The 24,190-nt window shown below is 64.9% G+C and carries 33 protein-coding genes and 1 pseudogene; 12 read left to right on the top strand and 22 right to left on the bottom strand.

Annotated features, from left to right (window positions below; translation table 11 throughout):
- Positions 1-2: 2 nt before the first annotated feature.
- From C998_RS0102410 to C998_RS0102400, 3 genes are read right to left on the bottom strand one after another with little or no spacing between them, the layout of a single operon-like run.
- Positions 3-1,355, bottom strand: a complete 1,353-nt coding sequence (locus tag C998_RS0102410) for an ATP-binding protein (RefSeq protein WP_018869254.1) — start codon at positions 1,353-1,355, stop codon at positions 3-5.
- Positions 1,356-1,376: 21 nt separating this feature from the next.
- Positions 1,377-2,078 carry a response regulator transcription factor gene (locus tag C998_RS0102405; protein ID WP_018869253.1) on the bottom strand — a complete coding sequence of 234 codons (702 nt, stop codon included), beginning with the start codon at positions 2,076-2,078 and terminating at the stop codon, positions 1,377-1,379.
- A complete protein-coding gene (locus C998_RS0102400; protein WP_018869252.1) occupies positions 2,075-2,341 on the bottom strand; it encodes a hypothetical protein in 267 nt (88 codons plus the stop codon). Before C998_RS0102400 ends, C998_RS0102405 begins: the two co-directional genes overlap by 4 nt.
- A 131-nt stretch (positions 2,342-2,472) precedes the next feature.
- On the opposite strand from C998_RS0102400, the gene C998_RS0102395 reads away from it, so the two are divergent.
- A complete protein-coding gene (locus C998_RS0102395) occupies positions 2,473-2,808 on the top strand; it encodes a DUF2288 domain-containing protein (RefSeq protein ID WP_018869251.1) in 336 nt (111 codons plus the stop codon).
- Between the two features lie 90 nt (positions 2,809-2,898).
- Here C998_RS0102395 and C998_RS0102390 read toward each other — a convergent pair whose 3' ends face one another.
- The gene (locus tag C998_RS0102390; protein WP_018869250.1) at positions 2,899-3,210 is read right to left on the bottom strand and encodes a PilZ domain-containing protein; all 312 of its coding nucleotides are present in this window, start codon (positions 3,208-3,210) and stop codon (positions 2,899-2,901) included.
- 230 nt (positions 3,211-3,440) lie between these two features.
- On the opposite strand from C998_RS0102390, the gene C998_RS0102385 reads away from it, so the two are divergent.
- Together C998_RS0102385 and C998_RS0102380 are read left to right on the top strand one after the other, a co-directional pair.
- Positions 3,441-3,752, top strand: a complete 312-nt coding sequence (locus C998_RS0102385) for a c-type cytochrome (RefSeq protein ID WP_018869249.1) — start codon at positions 3,441-3,443, stop codon at positions 3,750-3,752.
- 32 nt (positions 3,753-3,784) lie between these two features.
- Positions 3,785-5,080: an NAD(P)/FAD-dependent oxidoreductase gene (locus C998_RS0102380; protein WP_018869248.1), complete on the top strand. Its 1,296-nt coding sequence runs from the start codon at positions 3,785-3,787 to the stop codon at positions 5,078-5,080.
- Positions 5,081-5,181: 101 nt separating this feature from the next.
- On the opposite strand, the gene C998_RS0102375 is transcribed toward C998_RS0102380, so the two are convergent.
- Complete coding sequence (locus C998_RS0102375; protein ID WP_018869247.1) at positions 5,182-5,382, bottom strand: YdcH family protein; 201 nt, start codon at positions 5,380-5,382, stop codon at positions 5,182-5,184.
- Positions 5,383-5,477: 95 nt separating this feature from the next.
- Here C998_RS0102375 and C998_RS0102370 point away from each other — a divergent pair, with 95 nt between their 5' ends.
- Positions 5,478-6,248, top strand: coding sequence for a carboxylesterase (locus C998_RS0102370; protein ID WP_018869246.1), 771 nt, complete (start codon positions 5,478-5,480; stop codon positions 6,246-6,248).
- Between the two features lie 344 nt (positions 6,249-6,592).
- Here C998_RS0102370 and C998_RS0102365 read toward each other — a convergent pair whose 3' ends face one another.
- Positions 6,593-7,333: a ferredoxin--NADP reductase gene (locus tag C998_RS0102365; RefSeq protein ID WP_018869245.1), complete on the bottom strand. Its 741-nt coding sequence runs from the start codon at positions 7,331-7,333 to the stop codon at positions 6,593-6,595.
- 123 nt (positions 7,334-7,456) lie between these two features.
- Here C998_RS0102365 and C998_RS0102360 point away from each other — a divergent pair, with 123 nt between their 5' ends.
- The 3 genes from C998_RS0102360 to C998_RS0102350 all read left to right on the top strand — a co-directional run bounded on the left by C998_RS0102360 (position 7,457) and on the right by C998_RS0102350 (position 8,842).
- Positions 7,457-8,038 (top strand): thioredoxin family protein, encoded by a 582-nt coding sequence (locus C998_RS0102360; protein ID WP_018869244.1) that lies wholly within the window; start codon positions 7,457-7,459, stop codon positions 8,036-8,038.
- Between the two features lie 220 nt (positions 8,039-8,258).
- Positions 8,259-8,465 (top strand): AbrB/MazE/SpoVT family DNA-binding domain-containing protein, encoded by a 207-nt coding sequence (locus C998_RS0102355; protein WP_018869243.1) that lies wholly within the window; start codon positions 8,259-8,261, stop codon positions 8,463-8,465.
- A complete protein-coding gene (locus C998_RS0102350; RefSeq protein WP_018869242.1) occupies positions 8,462-8,842 on the top strand; it encodes a type II toxin-antitoxin system VapC family toxin in 381 nt (126 codons plus the stop codon). The genes C998_RS0102355 and C998_RS0102350 overlap by 4 nt, the downstream gene beginning before the upstream one ends.
- Positions 8,843-8,960: 118 nt before the next feature.
- On the opposite strand, the gene C998_RS0102345 is transcribed toward C998_RS0102350, so the two are convergent.
- Positions 8,961-9,425: a DUF3800 domain-containing protein gene (locus C998_RS0102345; RefSeq protein ID WP_018869241.1), complete on the bottom strand. Its 465-nt coding sequence runs from the start codon at positions 9,423-9,425 to the stop codon at positions 8,961-8,963.
- Between the two features lie 358 nt (positions 9,426-9,783).
- Here C998_RS0102345 and C998_RS0102340 point away from each other — a divergent pair, with 358 nt between their 5' ends.
- A complete protein-coding gene (locus C998_RS0102340) occupies positions 9,784-10,305 on the top strand; it encodes a hypothetical protein (RefSeq protein ID WP_018869240.1) in 522 nt (173 codons plus the stop codon).
- 84 nt (positions 10,306-10,389) lie between these two features.
- Here the strand turns inward: C998_RS0102340 and C998_RS0102335 are convergent, their stop codons facing one another.
- From C998_RS0102335 to C998_RS0102300, 8 genes are all read right to left on the bottom strand, one after another.
- Complete coding sequence (locus C998_RS0102335) at positions 10,390-10,800, bottom strand: type IV pilin protein (protein ID WP_018869239.1); 411 nt, start codon at positions 10,798-10,800, stop codon at positions 10,390-10,392.
- A 3-nt stretch (positions 10,801-10,803) separates the two neighbouring features.
- Positions 10,804-11,127: a hypothetical protein gene (locus tag C998_RS0102330; RefSeq protein ID WP_018869238.1), complete on the bottom strand. Its 324-nt coding sequence runs from the start codon at positions 11,125-11,127 to the stop codon at positions 10,804-10,806.
- A 17-nt stretch (positions 11,128-11,144) separates the two neighbouring features.
- Positions 11,145-14,585 (bottom strand): pilus assembly protein, encoded by a 3,441-nt coding sequence (locus C998_RS0102325; protein ID WP_231364938.1) that lies wholly within the window; start codon positions 14,583-14,585, stop codon positions 11,145-11,147.
- A gap of 29 nt (positions 14,586-14,614) precedes the next feature.
- Positions 14,615-15,124, bottom strand: a complete 510-nt coding sequence (locus tag C998_RS0102320) for a PilX N-terminal domain-containing pilus assembly protein (RefSeq protein ID WP_156001233.1) — start codon at positions 15,122-15,124, stop codon at positions 14,615-14,617.
- A 15-nt stretch (positions 15,125-15,139) separates the two neighbouring features.
- The gene (locus C998_RS0102315; protein WP_018869235.1) at positions 15,140-16,216 is read right to left on the bottom strand and encodes a PilW family protein; all 1,077 of its coding nucleotides are present in this window, start codon (positions 16,214-16,216) and stop codon (positions 15,140-15,142) included.
- The gene (gene pilV, locus C998_RS0102310) at positions 16,213-16,713 is read right to left on the bottom strand and encodes a type IV pilus modification protein PilV (RefSeq protein ID WP_018869234.1); all 501 of its coding nucleotides are present in this window, start codon (positions 16,711-16,713) and stop codon (positions 16,213-16,215) included. The genes C998_RS0102315 and pilV overlap by 4 nt, the downstream gene beginning before the upstream one ends.
- A 35-nt stretch (positions 16,714-16,748) precedes the next feature.
- On the bottom strand, positions 16,749-17,267 hold the full coding sequence (locus C998_RS0102305; protein ID WP_018869233.1) for a GspH/FimT family pseudopilin: 519 nt from the start codon (positions 17,265-17,267) through the stop codon (positions 16,749-16,751).
- Positions 17,268-17,367: 100 nt separating this feature from the next.
- Complete coding sequence (locus tag C998_RS0102300) at positions 17,368-17,919, bottom strand: GspH/FimT family pseudopilin (protein WP_018869232.1); 552 nt, start codon at positions 17,917-17,919, stop codon at positions 17,368-17,370.
- A gap of 184 nt (positions 17,920-18,103) precedes the next feature.
- On the opposite strand from C998_RS0102300, the gene C998_RS0102295 reads away from it, so the two are divergent.
- Positions 18,104-18,970 carry a formylglycine-generating enzyme family protein gene (locus C998_RS0102295; RefSeq protein WP_018869231.1) on the top strand — a complete coding sequence of 289 codons (867 nt, stop codon included), beginning with the start codon at positions 18,104-18,106 and terminating at the stop codon, positions 18,968-18,970.
- Positions 18,971-19,060: 90 nt separating this feature from the next.
- Here the strand turns inward: C998_RS0102295 and C998_RS0102290 are convergent, their stop codons facing one another.
- Complete coding sequence (locus C998_RS0102290; protein WP_018869230.1) at positions 19,061-20,029, bottom strand: Rpn family recombination-promoting nuclease/putative transposase; 969 nt, start codon at positions 20,027-20,029, stop codon at positions 19,061-19,063.
- Positions 20,030-20,121: 92 nt separating this feature from the next.
- On the opposite strand from C998_RS0102290, the pseudogene C998_RS15010 reads away from it, so the two are divergent.
- Positions 20,122-20,208, top strand: a pseudogene (locus C998_RS15010) (transcriptional regulator); the annotation flags it as partial.
- A gap of 14 nt (positions 20,209-20,222) precedes the next feature.
- Here the strand turns inward: C998_RS15010 and C998_RS0102280 are convergent.
- The 6 genes from C998_RS0102280 to C998_RS0102255 all read right to left on the bottom strand — a co-directional run bounded on the left by C998_RS0102280 (position 20,223) and on the right by C998_RS0102255 (position 22,671).
- Positions 20,223-20,477, bottom strand: coding sequence for a Txe/YoeB family addiction module toxin (locus C998_RS0102280; protein WP_018869228.1), 255 nt, complete (start codon positions 20,475-20,477; stop codon positions 20,223-20,225).
- Positions 20,474-20,725, bottom strand: a complete 252-nt coding sequence (locus C998_RS0102275) for a type II toxin-antitoxin system Phd/YefM family antitoxin (protein ID WP_026279434.1) — start codon at positions 20,723-20,725, stop codon at positions 20,474-20,476. The genes C998_RS0102280 and C998_RS0102275 overlap by 4 nt, the downstream gene beginning before the upstream one ends.
- A 236-nt stretch (positions 20,726-20,961) precedes the next feature.
- Positions 20,962-21,342, bottom strand: a complete 381-nt coding sequence (locus C998_RS0102270) for a type II toxin-antitoxin system VapC family toxin (protein WP_018869226.1) — start codon at positions 21,340-21,342, stop codon at positions 20,962-20,964.
- Complete coding sequence (locus C998_RS0102265; RefSeq protein WP_018869225.1) at positions 21,342-21,587, bottom strand: type II toxin-antitoxin system Phd/YefM family antitoxin; 246 nt, start codon at positions 21,585-21,587, stop codon at positions 21,342-21,344. Before C998_RS0102265 ends, C998_RS0102270 begins: the two co-directional genes overlap by 1 nt.
- A 113-nt stretch (positions 21,588-21,700) precedes the next feature.
- The gene (locus C998_RS0102260) at positions 21,701-22,243 is read right to left on the bottom strand and encodes a redoxin domain-containing protein (protein ID WP_018869224.1); all 543 of its coding nucleotides are present in this window, start codon (positions 22,241-22,243) and stop codon (positions 21,701-21,703) included.
- Entirely contained in the window at positions 22,240-22,671 is a 432-nt protein-coding gene (locus C998_RS0102255; protein WP_024329271.1) for a hypothetical protein, read from the bottom strand. Before C998_RS0102255 ends, C998_RS0102260 begins: the two co-directional genes overlap by 4 nt.
- A 71-nt stretch (positions 22,672-22,742) precedes the next feature.
- Here C998_RS0102255 and nadA point away from each other — a divergent pair, with 71 nt between their 5' ends.
- Both nadA and C998_RS14405 read left to right on the top strand, forming a co-directional pair.
- A complete protein-coding gene (nadA, locus tag C998_RS0102250; RefSeq protein ID WP_018869222.1) occupies positions 22,743-23,825 on the top strand; it encodes a quinolinate synthase NadA in 1,083 nt (360 codons plus the stop codon).
- A 12-nt stretch (positions 23,826-23,837) separates the two neighbouring features.
- The gene (locus C998_RS14405; protein ID WP_018869221.1) at positions 23,838-24,188 is read left to right on the top strand and encodes a nucleotidyltransferase family protein; all 351 of its coding nucleotides are present in this window, start codon (positions 23,838-23,840) and stop codon (positions 24,186-24,188) included.
- Positions 24,189-24,190 lie beyond the last annotated feature (2 nt).

Raw genomic sequence — 24,190 nt, 5'->3', positions numbered from 1 at the left:
CCTCAGTCGCCGACCGGGGCGAACACCAGCCGCAGCCGCGCGCCACCCAGCTCCGGCGCACGCTCGATCTCCAGCTGACCACCATGATCGCTGACCAGGGTGTGGATGATGCTGAGCCCCAGGCCCTGGCCCGCCGCCTGTCCGTCCGCGTCTTCGCGCGTGTCGGCCCGCTGGCCGCGTTCCAGGACCCGCTCGCGATCGGCGGGCTCGATACCCGGCCCGTCGTCATCCACCGTCAGCACGGTTTCCCGCTCATCGCAGTGTGTGGTGATCCGCACCCGCGAGCGGGCGTGGCGCACCGCGTTGTCCAGCAGATTCCCCAGGAGTTCAAGCATCGCGCCCGAATCCATGCGCAGGGCACAGCCCTCCGCCACATCGGTCTCCAGCGACACCGCCTGGTGCTCCGCCAGCCGCCGCAGGGCGCGGCAGGTGCGCTCGATCACCGGGGCCAGGGGCTCGGGCGTCTGGAACGGCACCGGGCCCACCCGCTGGGCCTGGTTGAGCTGGTGCTGGACCATCGCCTGCAGGCGGTCGACCTGGCGCCGCAGGTCTTCGTGATCGGGGGCGTGTCCTTCCAGATTCAGGCGCAGCGAGGCGATCGGGGTCTTGAGACTGTGGGCAAGATCCGCCAGTGCGTTCTGCTGGCGCACCAGGCGCTCGCGCTCGAAGTCGATCAGGTCGTTGATGGAGCCGGTCAGCGCCCCGATCTCGCGCGGATACGGTCCCTCCAGATGCACCCGGTCACCGTGGCGCAGGGCGTCCAGCTCCGCGCGCACCCTGCGCAGCGGCCGCAGGCCCCAGAACCACAACGCCAGGATCAGGGCCACGATCAGCGACAGGGTCATGGTCAGCAGGCCCTGCCACAGGCTGTAGCGGTAGCTTTCGACCTGCTCGTCGAATGCGCTGCGATCCTCCAGCATCTGGAACACCAGCGGCACCGATTCGCCATCCAGCTGCCAGCGCACCGTCATGCTGTAGGCAAAGTATTCGTCGCGCGTCCAGTCATTCAGTTCGGTGGCCACCGCCGACGGCGAACGCCAGACGGTATCGCCGGTGGGCCCGAGGATACGCGCGTACAGCCCGCCGCCGGGCAGCTGCAGCCGGCTCTCCGGCAGCATCTGCGGCACCCGCACGTCGTCTTCCGCGAGCACCTCGACCATGCCCATCAGCAGCAGCACCTGCGCCTCCAGCCGGGTTTCGGCCGCGTCCGCGGCATTGTCGCGAAAGGCCGTTTCCAGCACCCATGCGGTCAGCACCGAAAACAGCAGCACCACCGCCACCGCCACCAGCCCCATGCGCAGGAGTAACGGCGCGCGGGCGGCGCGATCGGCCAGGGAACGCTCGGCAAGGGCCATGGAGGGGCGTGACGTAACCGTTCAGGCGTCGGCCGAAGCGGCGTCGGGCTGCAGGGCGAAGCGATAACCGCGGCCGCGCAGGGTCTCGATCACGCCCAGCCCGCCGTCCGGGTCCAGCTTGCGCCGCAGGCGCCCGATCAGCACCTCGATCACGTTGCTCTCGCGGTCATCGTCGTGCTCGTAGAGATAGTCGGCCAGGGCGTCCTTGCTCAGCACCCGGCCGGGCTGGCGGGCCAGATGCAGCAGCAGGCGGTACTCGAAGGTGGTCAGGCTGACGCCCTCGCCGTTCAGCCACACGGCATCGGAGGCAGTGTCGATCACCAGCGGGCCAAAGCGCAGCGCCTCGTGCCCCGACTGCAGGCTGCGGCGCGCCAGCGCGCGCAGGCGCGCCACCAGCTCCTCCACATGGAAGGGTTTGGTCAGGTAGTCGTCGGCGCCTGCCTCCAGACCCTCGACCTTGTCCTGCCAGCGGTCACGGGCGGTCAGCACCAGGATCGGCAGCCGCGGCTTGTGTTCGCGGGTCCGGCGGATCACGTCCAGGCCGTCCATCCCGGGCAGGCCCAGGTCCACCACGGCGATGTCACAGTTGTATTCGGTCAGCAGATACAGCCCGGTGTCGCCATCGGCGGCGGTGTCCACCCGGCAGCCCGATTCCTGCAGCTCTCCGGCCAGCTGGCCGCGCAGCGCCGAATCATCCTCCACCAGCACGATTCGCAGGTTCATCGCTGCACCTCCGTGCCCTGTTCGATCCGCAGCGTCCGGACCTCCTGATTCTCGGTCAGGATACGCACCACGAAGACCCGTACGCTGCCCTCGCCGTCATTTTCCCGGGCCGAAAGGATCCGCCCGGGATACAGCGCCTCCACCTGTTCGACCGCCTCGTCCAGCGTCCACACCGGGTTGCGATCCGCCCCGTCCTCGCGCGCACCGGCGCCCCCCGCCAGCAACAGGATCAGAAGGAACACCACGGGGGCAAGACGGGACATTCGGATTCCCCACACACTGGACAACATCAACAATCTCTCCCTGACTGAGTTCGACGGACGGTTGCAGTGCCAAGGGTATCCGCCTAGCCTGAACCGCATCTGAAATCCGCATGCGACACAGCCGAGCCACCATGTCCGAACCCAGCGATCTTCCCGTCGAACCACCGGCCGACCCCGAGGCCGAAATCCCCATCGAGGAGGAGGCCGGCCCCATCCGCTGGAGCGAGCTGATGCCCCATTTCGCCCGCGGTGTCGTGATTCGCGTGGCGCCCGAACTGGACCTGATCGAGGTGGCCCGCGCCTTCCGTGACGATGCCACCCACGAGGTCAGCGCGTGGCTGGCCAGCGGCCAGGTGGCGCGCGCCTCCGACGAGGACGCCCGCCGCTGGACCGAGGCCGATCCGGTGTTCACCGCCATCGTGGCCGCCCCGTGGGTGCTGGCCCAGGAGCGGACGACGGCGCATTAGGCGGGTCGGCCCTGATCGGCCGGAGGGCCGGCCTCCTACCCCCCGACCGTAGGAGGCCAGCCCTCTGGCCGATTGGGCTACCCCGCTCGTTCAGCCACCGAGGGCCTCGGGGTCGAACCTCACCGCAATGCCGTCCTCGTGCACACGCACGACCTGGGCACGGACCTTCGGTGGCGCGTCACCATCCCCCAGCAGGCCGAAGACCTGCAGCATCAGCTCGTCGTCCGACTCGAGCTCGAGCAAGCCCCTGAGGTCCGGTTTCTGCCCCTCCTCCCAGCGCAGGAAGGCCCCGCCACCGGAGATGTCATTGGTGGTCAGGGTCACCGGCTCGCCATCGCCCGCCGATACCACCACGTTGACCGTCATCGGTATCCGCGGATGACGTCGCCGCTCCTCGATCATGGTTCCATCCCCTTGCTGTCTTAGAAAACGCTAATCGAAAACGATTTTTTTTTGTGCTATACCGTCGAGGCAATGATCGACCCAAGGCGAGATCATGCGCAAGGCCGGGCATGAACCCGGCCGCGCCAATGAAGAGCCCGGATCGTCACACCGGGCCGGAGGATGAAGGCAGCGCATCACGGCTGTCGCCGCTAAAACAGCAAACCTTCAAGACGGAGGAGTCCGTAACAATGAAGAAATCGCGCCTTACTTTCGCGGGGCTGGTCGGGGCCGTGGCCCTTGCCATTCCGTTCGCTCAGGCCACGGCCGGCGACGAAATCACGCGTGGACAGCTGATGGCCGACACCTGCGTGAACTGCCACAGTGCCGCGTCCGCCGAGGCCGGGGGTGCCCCGGATCTCAGTAACTATCCCTCCAGCCTCATTGTCAGCCAGATGAAGGCGTTCCGCGATGGCGAACGCCCGGCCACGGTCATGGACCGTCACGCCACCGGCTACACCGATGAGGAAATCGAGGCCCTGGCCGCCTACTTCGGCCAGTGAACGGCCCAGCACACAAGAGAGGGAGAGACATCATGCAGGAATTTTCCCGCCGTAATTTCATCAAGGTCGTCGGCGCGGGGAGCGCCGTGGCCCTGACCGGCATCGGCTGTGCGCCGCACAAGACGCGTGCCCCCGAAAAGGCCCATGTCGTCGTGGTCGGTGGTGGCTCCGGTGGCGCCACCGCCGCGAAGTACCTGAAAAGGTATTCGCCGGAACTCAACGTCACCCTGGTCGAGCCCAACGCCCGCTATTACACCTGCTATGGCAGTAACTGGGTGCTGGGCGGCATCGTCGACATGGACTTCATCGAACAGACCTACGGCGCGCTGGAAAGCCGCCACGGGGTCCGGGTCGTGCAGGATCGCGTGACCGCGGTGGACGCCGACGGCCGCAACGTCCGTCTCGCCAGTGGCGAGACCCTGCAGTACGACAAGCTGGTCATGTCCCCGGGCATCGATTTCCGCTACGACCGCACCGAGGGCATCAGCGAGGCCGACGCCGAGCGCATCCCGCACGCCTGGAAGGCCGGTGACCAGACCCGTATCCTGCGCCAGCAGCTCGAAGACATGCCCAATGGCGGCACGTTCGTGATGGTGGCCCCGCCGAACCCTTTCCGCTGCCCGCCCGGGCCGTATGAGCGCGTGTCCCTGATCGCGAACTACTTCAAGCAGGAGAAGCCCCGCTCCAAGATCATCATCCTTGACCAGAAGGACGGCTTCTCCAAGCAGGGCCTGTTCGAGGAAGGCTGGGAACAGGAATACGGCGACATGATCGAATGGCGCCCGGCCTCGGACGGCGGTCTGGTCGAGGAGATCGACGTCCGCAACATGACCGCGGTGACCGAAGCCGGTTTCGAGCGGGTCGAGGCCGACGTGATGAACTTCATCCCGGCCCAGCACGCCAACCAGGTCATGCACGACGCCGGACTCACCAACGCGGAGGGCTGGTGCCCGGTGCGCCAGGACACCTTCAGGTCCGAGCGTGACGACAACATCTATGTGCTGGGCGACGCCTCCGTGGCCGGTGCGATGCCGAAGTCGGGCCATTCCGCCAACACCCAGGGCAAGATGGTCGCCGCCGCGATCAGCCACGAACTGGCCGGCCGCGATCCGATCACCCCGACCGCGGTGAACACCTGCTACAGCCTGGTCACGCCGGACTACGGCATCAGCGTGGCGGCGGTGTACCAGTTCAAGGACGGCCAGATGGCCGGCGTGGAAGGCGCCGGCGGTGTCAGCCCGACGGGTGCATCCAGCCGCTTCCGTGAGCAGGAAGCGCAGTACACCCGCGGCTGGTACGCCGGCATTACCGCGGACATCTGGGGCTGATCGGCCCGCTTCGCCTCATCACACGAACGGGAAGGATCCCGTTGACGGCGCCCTCCGGGGCGCCGTTTTTTTGCTGCCCTTCCCCCGGCCCTGGCCCCTCCTCAGGCGTTCAGATCCGGGATCAGGCGGCTGCGCAGCCGCGCAATGGTGTCCTTGAGCTGAAGCTTGCGCTTCTTCAGCCGACGGATCTCGAGAAAATCCGGGGACGGCCCGGCGTGCATGGCGGCGATCGCCGAATCCAGCGCCCGGTGCTCCGCCTCCAGTTCCGTCAGTCGTGCCCTGATCTCGCTGTCGTATTCCACGTCCGCTCCCCGGAGTCCGTCGCCTCGCGTATCATCCCAGACCGGTCCGGCCGGGGCCACAGCCCCGACCATCCCGCCACTTCGGAGACCGGAACATGGCCATACGCAACACCTCGCTGTCCATCCCCACGCCGCGCGGAGTCCGGCTGAGCGGCGTCCTGGTGGAACCCGAGTGGCCGCCGCGCGGCAAGGCCTGCATCGCCCACTGCTTTGCCTGTTCCAAGGACTTCCCCGCCACCGTGCGCCTGGCCCGCTCGCTGGCCGAGGAGGGCTACGCAACCCTGCGCTTCGACTTCGCCGGACTGGGTGAATCCGAAGGGACGTTCGCGGACTCCACCCTCCAGACCGGCCGCGAGGACCTGGAAGCCGCGCTGGACACCCTCGCCGCGCATCATCCGGACACGGAGCCCACCCTGCTGCTCGGCCACAGTTTCGGCGGAGCGCTGGCCATTCTCGTCGCTCCCGAACGCCCGGAGGTCGACGCCGTGGTCACCATCGCCGCCCCCAGCCGCCCCGGGCACGTGCGCCACCTGTTCCAGGATCACGCCGAAGAGATCGCGCGGGAGGGACACGCCCGGCTGATCATAGGGGGGCGCCCGGTCACCATTGGCCGGGCGCTGCTGGAGTCCATCGAGGAGCCCACGCTGGAGACCGCGCTGGCGCGGCTCAACCGACCGATCCTGCTGCTGCACGCCCCCGGGGATACCGTGGTCAACGTGGACCATGCCGGGCACATCTTTCGCATGGCGCAGCACCCGCGCAGCTTCGTCGCCCTCAACCGCGTCGACCACCTGCTCTCGCGCCCCGAACACACCCGCTACGTCGCCGGCCTGATCCGCGCCTGGTCCGCCAACCTGACCGATTGACGCACCCACCGCCGGATCGCGCAGGGGGCTGCGCTCCTACGAGACCTCCCCCGGCCGCAGGAGGCCAGCCCTCTGGCCGACCGGGGCTTCCCCGGCGCCGGATCGCGCAGGGGGCTGCGCTCCTACGGGGCCCGCCCGAGCCGTAGGAGGTCAGCCCTCTGGCCGATCGGGGCTTCCCCGGCGCCGGATCGCGCAGGGGGCTGCGCTCCTACGAGACCTCCCCCGGCCGTAGGAGGCCAGCCCTCTGGCCGATCGGGCCATCCCCGGCGCCGGATCGCGCAGGGGGCTGCGCTCCTACGGGGCCCGCCCCGGCCGCAGGAGGCCAGCCCTCTGGCCGACCGGGGCTACCAGTAGCTCTCGGTGGTGAGATGCCCCGGCTTGCGCCGGCGGTTCTTCTGCAGGCCGCGTTCGCGCAGCAGGGCCTGGGTGTCGGAAACCATGTCGGGGTTGCCGCAGAGCATCACCTGGGAGTGCTCCGGCGCAAAATCGATCCCCGCCTGCGCCTCCAGCTCGCCCTCCGAAAGCGCCGTGGTGATACGCCCCTGGATGGCACCGGGGTGTGCCTCACGGCTGACGAAGGGGATGTACTGAAACCGCTGCGCATCGCGCTCCGAAAAGCCCGCAATGGTGTCCTGGTAGGTAAGCTCCTCGGCGTGGCGCACCGCATGCACCAGACGGATGTTCTCGAAGCGCTCCCAGGGCTCGTCGGTCTTCAGGATGGACAGGAACGGCCCGATCCCGGTCCCCGTCGACAGCAGCCACAGGTCACGTCCGTCAGGGATCTCGTTCAGGGTGAAAAACCCCGTGGCACGCGGCATCAGCTCCACCGTGTCGCCGGGTTCGAGCTGCACCAGGCGGTTGGACAGCGGCCCGTCCGGCACGGTGATCATGTAGAAATCCAGCGGGCGCTCGTCCGGGGCGTTCACGTACGAGTACGGCCGCCCCACCAGTTCGCCGTCGATCTCCATGCGCAGACGATTGAACTGCCCGGCCACGAACGGTTCCACGTCCGCATCGATGCGCAGCGAGAACAGGCGGTCGGTCCACTGCTTGCGTTCCTGCACGGTGCCGGTCACCCAGCCCATATTCCTGACTCCTGTACTTGGTTAAAGGCAAGCATGCGGGCGGCGCCCGGGCATTTCAAGCAACCCCGGGGCGGCCCCTATAATAGCGGGCATCTCTGAAAACCACAGACAGGAGCACAACCGATGGCACGCACCCCCTCGCAGATGATCGAGCTGGGCACCGAAACCCCCAACTTCCAGCTGCCCGATGTCGTCTCCGGCGAGACCATCAGCCTGGACAGCTTCCCCGACGCCAAGGGCTACATGATCGCGTTCATCTGCAACCACTGCCCCTTCGTGCAGCTTATCCGCCACGAGTTCGCGCGCTACGGGCGTGAATACACCGAAAAGGGCATCGCAGTGATCGCCATCAACTCCAACGACATCGAGGCCGTCCCCGAAGACGCCCCCGACGCGATGCGCGACGACGCCCGGCGCTTCGGCTACAAGTTCCCCTACTGCCTCGACGAAGACCAGTCCGTGGCCAAAGCGTACCAGGCTGCCTGCACTCCGGATCTGTACCTGTTCGACGCCGAGCGCAAGCTCTACTACCGCGGCCAGTTCGACAGCACCCGCCCCGGCAGCGACCGCCCCGTCACCGGCGAAGACCTGCGCAACGCCACCGAGGCCCTGCTCGCCGGCCAGCCCGCACCCGAACCCCAGCACCCCAGCCTCGGCTGCAACATCAAGTGGAAGCCCGGCAACGAACCCGCGTATTTCGCCTGAATCCCGTCGACGAACGCCGCGATCGGCGAGAGGGCTCGCCTCCTACGGGCCGGGGGCGCCTTGTGGGAGCGCAGCCCCCTGCGCGATCCGGCCCGGGGCTGGCCCGATCGGCCAGAGAGCGGGCCTCCACGAGAGGAGGGGGAGTGCGGGAACCTTCGCCCATCTTCGGGATCGATGATACATTGGTAAAACGAATTATCGATCGATCAGGGTGCTGAAAATGGAAGCCCTCACCATCTCTCCGAAATATCAGGTCGTCATCCCCAGGGCGGTACGCGAGGCGCTGCATCTTCGTGCAGGCCAGAAGGTGCAGATTATTGCGTACGACGACCGTATCGAACTGATTCCCGAGCGGCGTATGAGCGAGATGCGGGGGTTCCTCAAGGGCATTGACCCCGATGTCCCGCGCGAGGGAGATCGCGTGTGAACGTGGTCGATTCGTCCGCGTGGCTGGAATACTTTGCCGACGGCCCCAATGCCGAAGCTTTTGCAGACGCCATCGAGACCACGCGAGAACTGATCGTCCCAACGATCAGCCTCTACGAAGTCTTCAAACGGATACTCCAGCAACGAGACGAGGCGGCAGCCTTGCAGGCAGCCGCATTGATGCAGCAGGGCGAACTCGTCGAACTCACGGGGCCTTTGGCCCTGTCCGCCGCCAATCTCGGCAACCAGCATGGTCTCCCGCTCGCCGACAGCATCATCTACGCCACCGCGCGCGCCCATCAGGCCGACCTCTGGACTCAGGACGCCGATTTCGACGGGCTTCCGGCTGTTCACTACATCCCGAAGCCTTCCCCGTAAGAGGCCAGCCCTCTGGCCGATCGGGCCTGTCCAACACCCAAATCGGCGAGAGGGCTCGCCTCCTGCGGGCCGGGGTTACCTTGTGGGAGCGCAGCCCTCTGCGCGATGCGGCGCGCGGTCAATCACGCACGTAATACCCGTGTCGCGTCGGTCCCTGCGAATCGAAACAGTGCGAAATCCGGTTGAACAGCGCGCTGTCGCCGCGTTCGTGATGTCGATAGAGCGCATGAGCCACCAGATCCGCCAGCTGGATCAAACGCGACGCTCTCGAATCAAGGAACACCGGGACTTCGGCGTAGTTGTACGTCTTTCCCCAGGCGTGTCCGTAGTGCTTGAAATCTCGCGCCAGAGACTGAATCCGCTGCTCGGTAGAGGATTTATCCAGAAGGATCAGGCCCCGCTGAGGATCGCCGTGCCGGGCGTAACAGCGCTTCAGGAACAGATCGAACCGGACCGCAATCGCGTTAAGCTCGTCCTCGAGGAAATGGGCCTTGCGCTCGAAGACACTCACGCCAGCCAGGACGAAGAAATCCTCGGCCGAATTCGCGACGCTCCCTGACTCATCCAGGTAAAGGAGATGCATGGCTTCCCTGCCCGCTTACAAAAAGGCCGCCCTGATGGCGGCCATTCAGACATTTTGAGGGAGCCGAGGGAGTAACGGAACTCCAAACATTGCAGGATAAGGCAACGCTACCCGACTCGCATAATGGATGCTGCGACCGGATCGTCCCAATGTCAAGAGCCGGACACGGGAACGAGCGAGGAGTGCGAGCCTCAACGCGATGCAGCATCGCAGGATACCCCAATCGGCCAGAGGGCTGGCCTCCTGCGGGCCGGGGTTACCTTGTGGGAGCGCAGCCCCCTGCGCGATGCGGCGCGATTTTGGGCGGGTGCGGCGGGGTCGTATACTCGCCGGACGTATACGCAACCAGCGGTGCCGCATGCCCCCGAGCAATATCGTCGAAGGCCCTCGCGTAGCCACCTGGCACTGTCCCTCCTGCCGCGAATCGGTGCCGCGACTGCTGCCCAACGGCAGCGCCAACCGCGTGACCCTGCCGCCCGAACGCACCATGCTGCCGGATGACGACATCCGCGCGGCCTGCGAACGGGTACAGGGTCTGCGCGCCCCGGAGGTATGCTACGCCTGCGACCAGGCGTTCCAGGAACTGCTGGGCACGCTGGTGCGCCCGCCGGCCGAGGAAGGAGACGCCCGGGGCGAACCCGGCCTGAACGACACCGGCGTGATCGGTGCCCTGGTCCCGCTGGCCGAACGCGGGACCCAGCTGCTTATCTTCAACGTGATCGCCGGCGAACTGCGCTGCACCGAGATCGAATACCTGACCGATTTCGACCCCGACCGCCTCACCTACCCCGGATCACGCGGGGCGATTGCCCCGCGGATCTGGGCACTGTACGAGCAGCACCTCGCCGAACTACACGGCACCCCGTCAGAGGGCGAGTGAATTGGAGCCAAGGAGCAGCTCTCAATTCCGCGACTGTGAGACATCGCCCGGAACGTCGAGACGATCAGTCTCGTCGGTCTGCGGTTACCAGCACTGGGATACGCTGCCGTCCTGCGTGGTGCGGTCTCCAGTATGGTCCAGCGAAAGATCGCCACAGCCATCATTCGCCTGGCGCCCCTGCGCATTGGCCCGGATCAAAAAGCTAGTGTCATCCGATTGCGCATCAACCCGCTCAAAGGTGTAACGGCCTTCGTCTTCGATCTCACTGCGGCAGCCACGGTTCGGGAGCGATCCCGGATAACTCATGGTGCTGGTGCGCTCGCGCTCCATTGCCTGTGCCAGCTCCGCAAGACACCCCGTCGCCTTGGCCCGCCACGAGTTATCCACGTGGTTCAAATAAGCCGGGTAACCAATCGAGACGATGATCGCCAGAATCGCGATCACGATCATCAGTTCGATCAGAGTGAAACCTTCGTTTCTGCGTAGAAGCGTCATGGATCACCCCTGCGGCGAGCTGTACACAATGACGTCACGGACAGAAGGTCTGTCGGCCCGGTCGTCATCGACAACTCGATACTCGATCCACTGTCCCACTTCTACCCGGCCCAGGCTTGTGGAACCTCCATCCTCCGTCTCAAGCCTCACGGACGTGGGGACGCGGAACCAATGGTCGTCAATCTCGATGGCATGCTCGACCACATCCACATCCGTCACCTGCCCCATATAGCCCCCCTCCATATCGGCGGCCGCCGGGAAAGCCAGCATAAGGACCAGCAGCACCCCGACCAGGGCACTTCTTGAGATCCAGACAAATGTTTTCATTGCTCCACCTCTCATGATCAGCGCAACTGAATCCAACTGCGCGGTCCCAGCCCGGCGGCGCCCGGCGCTTCGTCAATTTTCTCGTCTTCCGTCCCGCTAATGAGGCGGAAGACTTGCCCGGTCTCCGGATCACGGACCACCGTCGGCCGTCCGGCGATGCCGACACCCGGGTCCACCGCGCTCGGGGGAATCTCTTCGCCATCGTGTTCGACGAGATCCTCTTCGCCGAAGCTGCCGGAACTGCCTCCGATGTCGAAAACCGGGTCATCAGGCCGCCCCCCACTGGCCGCATCCAGGGCAAAAAGGAACGAAGTTCCACCACCGCGACACGGATCATCGAACGGGATCAGAGTAACAAATTCGACCCGACCATCGATCAGGACCGGCTGGGTAACCACCCGCTCCCCTTCGGCGTCCTCGGCATCGAGCGCCAGCTTCCAGCCTTCGTGCTCATCGGGGTCGAGCGTTTCCTCCGAGGTCACGCGCCAACGAATCCCGTCGCCGGTCATGCCATACCCCTCGATTTCCTGTGTCAGCAGATCATCGTCCGCATCCACCGGGGCATCCGTATCCTCGTGGATCCGGATCCCGTAAAAGGCCTCCGTGGCCTCCGTTTCCCCGGACACTTCATTGTCGCCCTCGGCGAAATACTGTCCGGTTCCGAACAGCACGATGGAGCCTCCTTCAGGGAAACTGCCCAGCGCCGGTTTGGCCGTAATCGGCCGATCCGCCTCGAACAGCGGACGCGGGGTGTTTCCCTGCTTGAAGGTCACGTCCCAGTGATCTGCCGAGGGGTCCTGCTGGCCGGGCGGGTCTACCTCGAAGGCCCACATGTTGCCCTTCAGATCACCGGCAAACCCCGCCTCGAGGATGTTCCCGGAGTCCGCCCGGAACGCCACCGGCGACAGACCATTGTTACCACCGGAGTCTGTTTCGATCGCCTCGTGCACCGTCCCGTCTTCGAGGTCCAGGATCATCAGCACCGCATCGCCACTATCGCTGTCATAGCCGTTCCCGAAGAGCACGCTCCATTCATCAGGGCCCGTTCGCGCGACAGTTGGCTCACCGTCAATCGTGTAACCCAGATGCTCCGAGTCGTCGGCAGTGAACTCCCAGAGAACGTCCTCATCCGGGTTCTGACCAAAGGTTTCCGGATCCGTAACATCCAGTGCGTACAGCCCCTTACCCCCTGCGCCGAGTGTCCCGATCAGGATGGTCTTCCATTCCCCGTCCACCTGAGCGTGGGTGATGTGCTGGCTGCCGTCCACGTAGTACCGGTGCTGATAGTCCGGGTCCGCCAGATCCGGCAGATGCTCCAGCAGCATGGACGGAACGTAGGCGAACAGCTCGTCGCCCGTTTCCGCATCGAATGCATGCAGCATGCCGGCGTTGGAGCCGACGTAGACGACTTCCGCCCGGTCTTCGTTGTCTTCCAGGAAGCCCGAGTACCCCGTCAGGTTGCTGTAACCCATATTCAGGTTGGGCCCCTGGTAAGTGGGATCCGAATTCACGATGTCGCCCATCACCGAACCACGATTACGATAAGGGCCACCGTTGGCGATTTCGTTCGAGTCATCCCCTGCCAGATAGTCGACCAGGCCATCTTCTTCATCCCCGAAGATCTGATCCGCATCCGGGATTTCACCCCACTCAAACGACACCGCCTCGCCCGAATCGCGGTCAAAGGTAAACACGCTCCGATCCCCGAAGCCGTTTGCCTCAACCCGCGCATCCAGCAAATCCGCAGCCGACCAGGCCTCTACGAATTCAAGCGTCTCGAAATCGGCCTCCAGCGCCACCAGATCACCCGACCAGTCCGCCGAATTGAAATGGGCCTGAAAGACCCGCGCCCCTTCATCGACACTCACCTGGGTCGACTCGGTCGCCAATGACGTACGTGATGCCCCCGCGCGATCGGATATCTCCGCCAGAACGCCCGACAGCTCCTCTGCGAATACATCGGGGTCGAGTGCGGAGAAGAAGCCGCCGCGTGAGTTCACGCCAGCATGCAAAAGGTCATCGATCTTGTCCTCGTCAGAGAACTCCCAGCGCGGGTTTTCCGCTTCCGGCCAGTCGATCTCATCGCCGGTGTGGATAGCCTCCATGGCCTCGTCCGGATCAATCGAACCGGTCACTCCCAGACCGACACCGTACGTGACCATGTGCTGCCAGAACGCCGGATTCAGCGAATCCGTCGGAACCCTGTTCTCCAGGTCCGATCGCAAATCCCTTTTCCAGTAATGCATGGCCACGTCGGCCAGCGTATTGGAAGTCCCATCGGCGAAAGGCGGTCCTGGCGTATATTGAAAGGTATCGCCATCGGGCGATTCGTGGTCCGGTCCGGGCGAGTTGTCGGCATTACCCACGGGCGGACCCGGTCGGTTCCAGAAGCCATCCGTCATCAGGATGGTGTAGCTCTGCCGGCATTCCAGATGCTCGCCCCGGGGGTCACCAGGTTCACCGGGCGTCTCGCTCCAGGGGCCCTGGTTATCGGTGCGCTCGAAATACTGTCCGGCGTCCCAGAGTGATTGACGCAAGGGCGTTCCACCCCAAGGATGGAATTCATACAGCTTCTCAAACCAATCCTCGCGGTGCTGCCCTTCAAACGGTGAGACATCCATCAGCACCGCTCCCGCATTGATGGCACCGAACCCGACCCGGAACTCACTCCCCTGTTCAGCGAAGGCCCGACCGATCCCGGCCGCGCCGGTCAACATGCGGTTGCGGTGATAGGTAAAGAAGTTGGCGAAGTTCTGGATCTCTTCGTCGTAGGTACACACGCCCTGTGCTGCATTCTGACAGTCGGACCGAGCCTCGCGACCATGCCCCTCGAACGGGCCTTCACCGGGCAGGATCTCCACGCGTTCGTAATTGTCGAGTTCGAATAATGACCCGCCTGTATGATAGTAGTACAAAGGATATTCTTCAGATGAACTCCACCAAGGTCCTACCGTATGCACCGTCGTCAGGTCACGGGTGCCGGCGCCGGTGTGGATCGGATGATAATACGCCGCTTCCGGATCAGCCGGCTCCATCTCCTGCCCGTTATGGTCCACCCACGGTCGATATGTCCTCGACGGATCATAGTACTGGGGGTTACCTGCCACACTGCGATATCTCGCCGCCTGCAAGCTATGATTGAAATTGGAAACAGACCCAGACGAATAGAGGTTGTTGCCGGGCCCGAACATTCCACTCGCTGGCGTAAAGTTGTAGTAGGGTTGCACCATGTTGTCCGGAATGGACTCCCACTGCATCGACCCGGAATCGTCGAGGATAAACAGGACGTTCGGGTCCACCGGGCTGGTGAGGAAAAGAGGAACCTGCGCGGGAGTCTGCGCCTGCGCCGGCCCTGCAATGCCTACAAATGCGGTTGCCAGGGCCAGCGTCAGGGCACTCTTGCGAAAGGTTCGCCGGGCACCAGGAGTCCGTTCCATCCCTGCTTCTCTGGTTTTCATCGCAGTCACCTCTTTTCCCTTTCTATCGTTCAATTCGTCACGCGAATGACGGCCTGGAGCACAACCCGAGTCTGATCCGTCCCACCAACACCCACGGATGTAATGCGATACGCGCTGACGGACTCCGCAGGCCCGAATTCTTCATCACAGACCTGCCCGGGCGGGCAGGAGTCCTCACCGACCAGAGACAGAAGTTCCACATGCGTGTCATGCGCCTCGGTATCACCGGGATCCAGGAGATCGAGCCACCCCTCCACATCGAGCGGTGAAAAGCTGATCGAGCCATCCGGAGACCCCGGGACCTGGTCCCGCGCAGCCGCACGCAAACCGGCTTCGGCCTGCTGGAAGGCAAGGTTGCGATCGTGCATGTTGCCGGCCATGCGTTCCTGCAGCACGGTGTTCTGCATGCCGGCGACCGCGAGTAGCGTGATCACGACCAGGAGGATCAGGCCGACGACCAGGGCGGCCCCCTGCTGGCGCCGCTTTCTGCGGCGGGCAGGTGCCATACGGGATGGGTGGCGGGATGGATGGATTTTCATATCGCGACCTCGGGATCACTCGAGCAGGTTTCGGGCAGCCACGGTGGTACTGAACGTCTGATAGAGCCGCCGGTCGGTTGCATCAAACGTTGCCTGGACCTGGGGGTCACCGTCACCCTTTCGGGGGAAGAACAGGTTCTGACGAGGCTCGTCGACGATGTTGTCTGCCTGCCCGTTGTAGACGAGCAGATGGACACGCACCGCCACGGCGTCGGCCCAGTCACCCGGATTCATATCGGTGGCCCACTCGAATCGGTCGACCTGGCGGTCGTCGTTGTCATCCAGGCCATACTCCACACTCATGTCGTATACGCCGGCGACAATCTCGACGGTTTCGTGATCGGGATCCCCATCGGCGTCCGAAGTTGTCGTCCTGCGGTAAAGGCTGTAGGTCTCGCCGTCTGGAGATTGCCCGACATAATAGGTCCTGCTGGACAGCGCGAGGATATCAATCGGGCCATCAAAAACGGTGTAGTCAATTTGCCCTGGCGGACCAATATTCCCGGGATCGACATTCTGCCCGGGGCCACGGTTTATTTGGCCCGGCCCGGCCGGTACGTTCTGGAACTGCTCGCAGTCTCCGGTGGCCGGATCGGCGATGAGAAGGATCTGACCCTGTTCGATTTCACTCTTGTCGCCTTCGTCAAGCCCAAATGAGGGTACGTCACTCCCGTCTCCCTTAAAGGGCCCCCCATCGACTTGCGCCATGGACGCAATGGTCAGGACATCTCCACGCGCGTAGTCAGTCAGGTCGTCAGAGTCGACATCGATGAACGCATCGCCCAGCTCATGAAGATCGGGGTCATAGTCGGCGCTAGCGGTATTGAGGAGGTTATTGACCGATCCGGGGCACCCACCGTACCCAGCCTCGCGCGCGTCGCGCGCGATAATATCGAGGGCAAAGCGGCCGGTTTCCTGCACGCTGGACATCGCCTCCTGTGTACGGTTGGTCTGCTGCGTGCCGATGAACACGTTGATCACGCCGGCCGTGAGCAACAGACCGAGCAGGATCGCGACCATCAGTTCGACGAGCGTAAGACCTCGCACCGAAGAGACGACCGCCGGTATCCGTTTCCCGTTGGCGTCGTTCATATCTCGGTCTCCGTGGTAAAGACTTCGGTGTAACCATCGGCCGGAGCGTCGTCGTCATCGTCGATGCGGTCTTCCTGCCAGCGAACGGTGATAGTGAACGTATCGCCACTTCGGGAAACACTGGCCTGACCGGCGGGGAGGGTACAGGCGATCGCGTTTTTCCATTGAGCAAGGTCCTGGTCAGCGAGATCGCCGGTCAGGCTCAGGTTAGGATCGCAGGCACCACCCGTCCCCTCATGATCTGCGAAGGCGGTATTGTAATCACCCGACAGAGCGGCCTGGCGGTTAGTCCGCATGCGGTCGGCGATGTCGTAGGCCAGGTTGGTGGCCTGGGAACGCATGTACGAACTGTGATTGGCCTGCAGCGCGTTGGCCTGCAGGGCAGCGAGTCCGATCAGGCCGATCGACAGGACAAGCACGGCAACGAGTACCTCGATGAGGGTGACGCCCCGGGACTTGCGGGGCGTCGGGCGTTGCTGGAATCCCGATTGGGTCATTGCGGTTTTCCCTTGCATTCTTCGGTCCTCGCGGATCAGGGGCAATCGGAGCGGACGATGCCGACCTTGCCGCCAGGTCCAATGTTCAGATCCCGTGCACGTTCGCCGGAGCAGTTCTCGGCATAGACGTAGAACATGGGATCGCTCGGATCATCCCGCCCGGGGCTTTCGCGCCCACCCAGCGGCCCGAAGGTGACGTGGCTCTGGTCCTCGATGTTGTCATCGATGACGACCCGACCGGAGATGTCCTCCCAGCGGCGCAAGGGATTGGCCATTTCGGCCGGGGCACAATCATTCCCCAGAACCACCCGCCAGCCGTCCGGGTGCCAGTCGCCGCCGGCATCGACCGGGCAGACAGAGACCTCGACCCCGCGAGTGACCGCTTCGCTGCGAGCGAAATTAAACGCTGTACTGAGTTGGTTCGCAGCCGTCGTGGCCCGGTTGTTCTGCACCAGACTCTGGAAACCGGGGACGGCGACCGTGAGCAGGATGGCCGCCACGGCGATGGTGACCATCAGCTCGATCAGGGTGAATCCGATAGCGTTACGAGACATGCCGCGGGTCCTTGTGGAATCGGTCGATTTCACTATGGGCGCAAGCCATGTGACGAGCAAGGGTTTCAGTGCCGAACGGTCGGCAAAGGCTACCGAATGGTTATGGATCGAACGGGCAGCCCTGATGGGCGACGCGAGGGCGACCGGCGCGGTTGATGACGACGGCCCGGCCTGCCGCTTCGTTGCAAACCTTCAGCGTACCCATCTGGAGGGCGCCGGAGAGGCGCCGGGTGGCCCCGAGCGCTCCGTAGGTGACGCGATGCCGCACCGGGAGATTGCCACGGATTTCTAGGCCCCCGTCGGGGTTCCCCTGCCGCCGGCGAAGGATGTCGTTCGCGCTGGCAGGCTGGGTTGCGAGACCGGGGTTGTGGAAAACCAGCCACCCGGACTCCCAACGGGCATCGTCGGAACAGTGAACGCCGTTGGCACTGGCACAGAGAGTAACCGGCGCAGCGGTCCGGACGGCCTCGCTGCGTGCATGATGGAGAGCGGTGACGAGTTCGTTGGTGGTGGCGATCAGCCGGAACCGGTCCACGAGTTGCGCAAACGACGGGATGCCCACGGTCACCAGCAGGACGAAGACCAGCAGGGCCACGAGCAGTTCAATGAGCGTGAGCCCGCGGGTCCGCGGGCGGTATGCGGTCGGGGTCACGTCGGCTCCTCCCTGAGTCCGGACATGGTTGCGGGCGTTTGGCTCGCCCAGGGTGGCAAGCTAGCGTGCGGGCGCCGTGGCTGCAAGGGCATTGTGGCGAGGCGCGGGCCCGGCGGGTTCGCGGGAACCCGGCACCCCGGGCGCTGCCTTATGGGGTAGAGCCGTGGAGTCACCCGGAGGGATGATGGCGAAGAACGTTCAGCAGATGGATCAGGCGCAGTTGCTGGAGCTGCAGCAGCAGGCCGCGCGGGAGGCGCGCCGGGACACGGTTTTCCGCGACGAGGCCCGGTCGGGCGTGCCCACGCCGGAGCTGGTGGTGATCCCGCCAGGAGAGCTCGAAATCGGTTCCGATGCGCGGGAGTTCGGCCGCCAGGAGCACGAGGGCCCGCGGCGGCTGGTGACGCTGGAGCGGCCGTTCGCGCTGGGGCGTTTTACGGTCACGCTGGAGGAGTGGCTGGCCTTCGAGGAGGCCACCGGGCACGAGCGCTGGGACTGGCTGGTGCGCCCGAAGACGCCGCGCACGCCGATGTTCAACATCAAGCCGGCGGGAGTGCGCAAGTATCTGGAGTGGCTGAGCGAGGAGACCGGGCAGCGTTACCGCCTGCCGACCGAGGCCGAGTGGGAGCATGCCTGCCGCGCGGGGACGACCACGCCGTTCGCCTTCGGCGAGGTGGTGGGCTGCCGCGACGTGCATTTCAATTCGCTGTTCCCGTACGAGGAGCGGCGCCAGCGGCGCAAGTGGTATATCCCGGCGTGCTTTCCGCTGAACCGGCCGCTGGATGTGGGCAGTTTTCAGCCGAACCTGTGGGGGCTGTACGACATGCACGGGAACGTGCAGGAGTTCACCGCGACGCCCTGGCACGACAACCACGCCAGCCTGCCGCGCGACGGGGTTTACGGGCCGGAGCCGGATAACGAGTGGCTGGTGACCAAGGGCGGCTCGTGGTTCGACCCGGCGGTGCTCACGCGCAGCGCCGCCCGCCGGCGCCGCAACGTGGACGAGATGGACACCAACCTGGGATTTCGCGTGCTGCGGGAGCTGGAGGGGTAGCGCCGGCGGTTCGTCGCTGCGCTTCCGGCGATTAAAGGCATCGTGCTCGGTCCGGCATCTACCCGCACCGGATGATGCGGACCGGGCGGGTCACTGCGAAGGATTTTCCCGTATCCGGGTCACCTCCTCGACTGACAACCCAACGATTTCGGCAATCGTGCGGTCATCCATCTCGGCAGACCGGATCAGATTGCGCGCGGTCTCGCGACGTCCTTCCTGAAGTCCTTCCTGAAGTCCTTCCTGGCGCCCTTCCTCGCGCCCTTCCTGGCGCCCTTCCTCGATCCACCGGTCGGGCCAGTGCTTGATCCGTTCGGCCAGCATGTCGTGTACCTCGTGCAAGTCCTGAAGGTCGTTGAACGGCGGCAGTTCCATCCCCGGTGCTCGATGCGGGAGCATCACCCGGCGCATCCACACCACGAACGAGCGCCGCAGCCCCGTCTGCTCCGGGGACCGCAGCCATTCCACCAGACGGCCCAGCACGTCCAGCAGGTCCTGCTCGTTGCGGTTGTGCTCCAGCCGGAACAGCGCCGCCGCCACGTTGCGCGTCTCGTCCGACCAGTCGGGCGCCTCCACGATCGCGCCCTCGTCCAGCAGCAGATAGCTCAGATCGGGCCGATAATGCTCCAGGCCACCCGGTACCCTTTCGACCAGCTCGCCCACGTTTTGTGCGGCCGTCCAGCGCGTCTCTCCATTGTAGAGCACCACCGGCAGCACCGGGGGCAGGCGGCCGCCGGGCGTCAGGGCCTTCTGCCGGATCAGGTCCTGATACAGCAGCCCGAGATACGTCATCATCCGCACCGCCATGAAACGGTCCACGCTCGACTGGAACTCCAGCAGCAGGTACACGTAAAGCCAGCCGCCGCCCCAGCGCACGCGCCAGACGATGTCGTCTTCGCGGTCGCGCAGCTCGTCGGTCACATAGGACCCGTTGACCTTCTCGAGCGTGGAGAAATCCAGCTCCCTCACCCAGTCCTCCCGGACAAAACCGGTCAGCAGGTCCCGCACCATCTCGGGATGCGAAAACAGGAGCTTGTAGCTGTTGTCGTGGTGATCCGCCATACCGACACTCCCTGTCCGGTCAGAGCCGAAGCGTAACACGGCCTCCTTACTCCGACCCCTGGCCTGTCGGCATGTTTCTCGGCGAGCCAGACAATCTCCAGCTGGAATTCGAACTCAGGCAGGCGCAGCTCGAACTTGCCGAGCGGGTGCGCCGCGAGATCGAACCGCGAGCGGCCTGAGGCGATCGCTCGGGTCAGTAGTGGTAGCGGAGCTGTGCGATAAGCACAGTGTCTTCTTCGATCTTGTAGACGATCCGATGTTCGGTGGAGATTCGGCGGGACCAGTAGCCTGAAAGGCTGTACCTGAGCGGTTCGGGTTTGCCAATGCCTTCGAAGGGGTCGCGCTGAATGGCGCGAATGAGCTCATTGATGCGCTTGACGGTCTTCCGCTCGTGGCGCTGCCAGTAGAGATAGTCTTCCCACGCATGCTCGGAGAAGAGCAGCTTCATTCCTCGATGTCCTTCTCCAGACCTCCCCCGCGTTCCAGTTCGACCACGGATTCAAGAAGCCGGCGGGCGTTCTCGGGGGCACGGAGCAGGTACGAGGTCTCCTGCAGGGCTTCATAGTCTTCCAGCGACATCATCACCACGGATGGAGCCTTGCTCCGGGTAATGATGACGGCCGAATGGTCCTCGCAGACCTTCTCCATCGTCCTGGCCAGCTGACTCCGGGCCGCCGTGTAGCTAATGGCATCCATGGTATACCTCGCCGTCATTGAACCTGTACATGTACGCAATACTGTACGCATTCTCCAGCGATGACAAGCATCCCTCCCGGAGAACGCCTGGTAGCCAGCTGACACCGCGCGCCGGCGTCGCAACGTGGGCGAGATGGACACCAATGAGCACCGGATCGCGCAGGGGGCTGCGCTCCTACAAGGCACCCCCGGGCCGCGGGGCCCGTCCTCTGGCCGAAGACGGCATGAGTGAGACCTTATTCCGGTCGGAACAGATGGATTTCGAGGCCTTCGATGTGGCGGTAGTGGCGATCGTTGGCCGTGACCAGAGGCAGGCCAAGCTGGGTGGCCGTTGCGGCAACCAGGGCATCGGCCATTTGCATGTTGTGGCTGAGCGCATACGTCTCGACCAGGAAGGTGGCACGAGTCGAAATCGCTTCGCTGACGGGCTGAATCGTGGCATCCCAGTAGCGCATGGCCTGCCGAAGCATCCGGAATTCGACCTGGTTCCGCAGGCCCTGGACCAGCTCCATGTACGTCACCGCAGACACCGCGAATCCGGGCGAACTGTCGAGCCAGTCCCCCGCTTTCCGGTTCCCGCGCAGGTTCCAGATCAGGACGTCCGTGTCCACCAGCATCAGTCGAACGCCCTCGGTTGGCGCATCCGCCGAACCTGGTCGTCTACCGATCCGGTCCGGTCACCCCAGAGTCCGAACAACGGATTGCGAGCCCCCTCTTCTTGCCCGTTTTCCTCGCGGAGGGTGAAGGGGACCAGACGCGCCCGCTTGCGGCCATGATAGGTGATCACGATCTCCTCTCCGCGATCGATCGCGGCGAGGAGTTCGCGGCTGTGGAGCCGCATGTCCTTGGTGGTGGCTTCCATCTTTGCCTCCCGGAGTTACACTTTTCAGTGTAACTCTTGGGCCTGTACTGCCCAAATCCCATGGCCCGCGCCCCATGAGCTGCGGGTGGAACAGGCCGCCCGGGGCTGCACCATCACAGCCAGCGGGCGAGCCAGAGGCGGAAGCGCAGTTCCAGGGGCGGGGCGTAGCCCTGCTTGCGGAAGACGACGTCGCCGTCGGTGTTGATGATGAAGCTGGCGGGGACGCCCTGGACGCCGTAGCGGGCGGCGAGCTGGCCCTGCGGGTCGTTGATGGTGGCCAGTTCGCGCTCGCGTTCGTTGAGGTGCGCGATGACCTCTTCGCGCTCGCCGGACTGCATGGCGACGGTCAGTACCGGATGGCTGTCCGACAGGCGTACGATCTCGCCTTCCTCCAGCCGGCAGATGGCGCACCAGCTGGCCCAGAAATGCAGCAGCACGGGTTCGTCGCCCACGTAGTCGGCGAGTGCCACGGGCGAGCCGTCGAGCAGTTCGGCCTCGAACTCGGGGGCCGGGCCTTCCACCATGTCGCGGGCCATCCATGCGCGCACCAAAAGGAAGATGGCCAGCGCGATGGCGATCTGGATGCCCCAGCCGAGCGCACGGCGGCGCGCGGTGGGTTTCGGGCGTTCGGGTTTTTCGGGCTGGGTATCGGTCAACGGATCATCTCGGCCTGGCCGGGTCGGGCGCGGGTGCCGCGCTGCTTGGGGCCCTTGCGCACGGCAATGCGTACCAGTTCGTCCTCGTCGTCCATCAGTTGTTCCCGCTGGTCTTCGCTCAGCAGCGGGTTGCGGGCCACGAAGTAGCGCAGGTTGGGGTCGCGGTCGTTCACGCAGGCGGCCACCTGCTCCGGCGTGAGGTCGGGCCGCTTGGCGCAGTTCAGGCGCACGGTCTGGTTGGGGTCCGCCAGCAGCAGGGCCACTTCGTCGGGCTGCAGATCGAGGCGGCGGGAGAAATACGCCTTGACCTGGGCATGCTGGTCGCGCACCAGGAACGGGCGCCAGCAGGGGTCGAGGTCGGCGGCCAGCGCCATTTCCATGCGCTGGTCGAAAGAGAGTTGTCGATACTGTTGCTCAAGCTCGGTCATGGCAGGGCCGAACGACACCGGAAAGGGGGCTGTCGTATTATAAGCAGACTGTAATGACGGCGAGGATTCCCATGACCGCACCGGTGGCCGAAAAACCGCTGTTCCACGTGCCGTCCACGGCGCACGTGACCGCCGGGCTGCACCACCTCGGCGAGGCCGAGCGCGCGGAGCTGGTGGAACGCATCAAGCGCCTGCTGCGCGAGCGCGACGCGGTGCTGGTGGCGCATTATTACGTAGACGAATCGCTGCAGCGCCTGGCGGACGAGACCGGCGGCTGCGTGGCGGATTCGCTGGAGATGGCGCGCTTCGGCAAGGACCATCCGGCCAGCACGCTGGTGGTGGCCGGGGTGCGTTTCATGGGCGAGACGGCCAAGATCCTCAGCCCGGAAAAGCGCGTGCTGATGCCCACGCTGGAAGCCGAGTGCTCGCTGGACCTGGGCTGCCCGGCGGACGAGTTCGCGAAATTCCGCGCGCAGCACCCGGACCACACCGTGGTGGTGTACTCGAACACCTCGGTGGACGTGAAGGCGCAGGCGGACTACGTGGTCACCTCCAGCATCGCGGTGCCGCTGGTGGAACACCTGCGCGATCAGGGGAAGAAGGTGCTGTGGGCGCCCGACAAGCACCTGGGCGACTACATCCGCCGCACCACCGGCGCCGACATGGTGCTGTGGGACGGCTCCTGCGTGGTGCACGACGAGTTTCGCTCGTGGGCGCTGGAGGATCTGCGCAGCCGTCATCCGGACGCCGCCGTGCTGGTGCATCCGGAGTCGCCGCGCGAGGTGATCCATCAGGCCGACGTGGTGGGCTCCACCAGCCAGCTGATCGCCGCGGTCAAAGACCGCGACGAGCCGGAGTTCATCGTGGCCACCGACAAGGGCATCTTCTACAAGATGCGCGAGGCGGCCCCGGACAAGACCCTGATCGAGGCCCCCACCGGCGGCGAGAGCGCGACCTGCACCAGCTGTGCCCACTGCCCGTGGATGGCGATGAACGATCTGGTCTCGCTGGCCAATACGCTGGAAGACACCGCCGAACCGGCCACCCACGAGATCTTCATCGACGAGGACGCCCGCCTGAAGGCCCTGACCGCAACGCAGCGCATGCTCGACTTCGCCGCCGAGCACCGCAAGGCCACCGCCGGCGACGCCTGACCGGGAATCGGGATGATGCCGCCTCATGCGACCGATACAACGCTTGCGGGACAGCCCCCCGCATCATCGCCACTTGAACGTGACCGTGTCCTGGCGACACTCCGGGCGCATCGCGCCATACTGATCCGCGAGTTTGGCGTACGAGAGCTCGCGCTGTTTGGCTCGCTCGCCCGAAACGAAGCCGCCCATGAAAGCGACATCGACATCCTCGTCGATTTCCCCGACCCAGCCTCAGCACAACAGTATTTCGGGCTGCAGTTCTACCTCGAGGACCTGCTCGGACGCCCTGTAGACCTGGTAACCGAACGAGCCCTGCGCCCCGAACTACGGCCGTATGTGGAACGCGAGGCCATTCATGTCTGAAT

This window comes from Thioalkalivibrio sp. ALgr3, assembly GCF_000377325.1.
In the GTDB taxonomy this organism is placed as follows: domain Bacteria; phylum Pseudomonadota; class Gammaproteobacteria; order Ectothiorhodospirales; family Ectothiorhodospiraceae; genus Thioalkalivibrio.
The sequence above is the reverse complement of the archived record's forward strand: the minus strand, read 5'-3'. Positions and strand labels throughout refer to the sequence as shown.

What these genes read in the sequence shown, in the direction of transcription:
- C998_RS0102330 (WP_018869238.1), bottom strand. Translation starts at nt 11,127, where the DNA reads ATGAAAACATTTGTCTGGATCTCAAGAAGTGCCCTGGTCGGGGTGCTG.
- C998_RS0102370 (WP_018869246.1), top strand. Translation starts at nt 5,478, where the DNA reads ATGGCCATACGCAACACCTCGCTGTCCATCCCCACGCCGCGCGGAGTC.
- C998_RS0102385 (WP_018869249.1), top strand. Translation starts at nt 3,441, where the DNA reads ATGAAGAAATCGCGCCTTACTTTCGCGGGGCTGGTCGGGGCCGTGGCC.
- C998_RS0102345 (WP_018869241.1), bottom strand. Translation starts at nt 9,425, where the DNA reads ATGCATCTCCTTTACCTGGATGAGTCAGGGAGCGTCGCGAATTCGGCC.
- C998_RS0102270 (WP_018869226.1), bottom strand. Translation starts at nt 21,342, where the DNA reads ATGCTGGTGGACACGGACGTCCTGATCTGGAACCTGCGCGGGAACCGG.
- C998_RS0102315 (WP_018869235.1), bottom strand. Translation starts at nt 16,216, where the DNA reads ATGAACGACGCCAACGGGAAACGGATACCGGCGGTCGTCTCTTCGGTG.
- C998_RS0102355 (WP_018869243.1), top strand. Translation starts at nt 8,259, where the DNA reads ATGGAAGCCCTCACCATCTCTCCGAAATATCAGGTCGTCATCCCCAGG.
- C998_RS0102305 (WP_018869233.1), bottom strand. Translation starts at nt 17,267, where the DNA reads ATGTCTCGTAACGCTATCGGATTCACCCTGATCGAGCTGATGGTCACC.
- C998_RS0102255 (WP_024329271.1), bottom strand. Translation starts at nt 22,671, where the DNA reads ATGACCGAGCTTGAGCAACAGTATCGACAACTCTCTTTCGACCAGCGC.
- C998_RS0102265 (WP_018869225.1), bottom strand. Translation starts at nt 21,587, where the DNA reads ATGGAAGCCACCACCAAGGACATGCGGCTCCACAGCCGCGAACTCCTC.
- C998_RS14405 (WP_018869221.1), top strand. Translation starts at nt 23,838, where the DNA reads ATGATGCCGCCTCATGCGACCGATACAACGCTTGCGGGACAGCCCCCC.
- C998_RS0102335 (WP_018869239.1), bottom strand. Translation starts at nt 10,800, where the DNA reads ATGACGCTTCTACGCAGAAACGAAGGTTTCACTCTGATCGAACTGATG.
- C998_RS0102275 (WP_026279434.1), bottom strand. Translation starts at nt 20,725, where the DNA reads ATGGATGCCATTAGCTACACGGCGGCCCGGAGTCAGCTGGCCAGGACG.
- C998_RS0102325 (WP_231364938.1), bottom strand. Translation starts at nt 14,585, where the DNA reads ATGAAAACCAGAGAAGCAGGGATGGAACGGACTCCTGGTGCCCGGCGA.
- C998_RS0102380 (WP_018869248.1), top strand. Translation starts at nt 3,785, where the DNA reads ATGCAGGAATTTTCCCGCCGTAATTTCATCAAGGTCGTCGGCGCGGGG.
- C998_RS0102395 (WP_018869251.1), top strand. Translation starts at nt 2,473, where the DNA reads ATGTCCGAACCCAGCGATCTTCCCGTCGAACCACCGGCCGACCCCGAG.
- C998_RS0102320 (WP_156001233.1), bottom strand. Translation starts at nt 15,124, where the DNA reads ATGAAAATCCATCCATCCCGCCACCCATCCCGTATGGCACCTGCCCGC.
- nadA (WP_018869222.1), top strand. Translation starts at nt 22,743, where the DNA reads ATGACCGCACCGGTGGCCGAAAAACCGCTGTTCCACGTGCCGTCCACG.
- C998_RS0102360 (WP_018869244.1), top strand. Translation starts at nt 7,457, where the DNA reads ATGGCACGCACCCCCTCGCAGATGATCGAGCTGGGCACCGAAACCCCC.
- C998_RS0102295 (WP_018869231.1), top strand. Translation starts at nt 18,104, where the DNA reads ATGGCGAAGAACGTTCAGCAGATGGATCAGGCGCAGTTGCTGGAGCTG.
- C998_RS0102365 (WP_018869245.1), bottom strand. Translation starts at nt 7,333, where the DNA reads ATGGGCTGGGTGACCGGCACCGTGCAGGAACGCAAGCAGTGGACCGAC.
- C998_RS0102410 (WP_018869254.1), bottom strand. Translation starts at nt 1,355, where the DNA reads ATGGCCCTTGCCGAGCGTTCCCTGGCCGATCGCGCCGCCCGCGCGCCG.
- C998_RS0102400 (WP_018869252.1), bottom strand. Translation starts at nt 2,341, where the DNA reads ATGTCCCGTCTTGCCCCCGTGGTGTTCCTTCTGATCCTGTTGCTGGCG.
- C998_RS0102390 (WP_018869250.1), bottom strand. Translation starts at nt 3,210, where the DNA reads ATGATCGAGGAGCGGCGACGTCATCCGCGGATACCGATGACGGTCAAC.
- C998_RS0102340 (WP_018869240.1), top strand. Translation starts at nt 9,784, where the DNA reads ATGCCCCCGAGCAATATCGTCGAAGGCCCTCGCGTAGCCACCTGGCAC.
- C998_RS0102280 (WP_018869228.1), bottom strand. Translation starts at nt 20,477, where the DNA reads ATGAAGCTGCTCTTCTCCGAGCATGCGTGGGAAGACTATCTCTACTGG.
- C998_RS0102290 (WP_018869230.1), bottom strand. Translation starts at nt 20,029, where the DNA reads ATGGCGGATCACCACGACAACAGCTACAAGCTCCTGTTTTCGCATCCC.
- pilV (WP_018869234.1), bottom strand. Translation starts at nt 16,713, where the DNA reads ATGACCCAATCGGGATTCCAGCAACGCCCGACGCCCCGCAAGTCCCGG.
- C998_RS0102405 (WP_018869253.1), bottom strand. Translation starts at nt 2,078, where the DNA reads ATGAACCTGCGAATCGTGCTGGTGGAGGATGATTCGGCGCTGCGCGGC.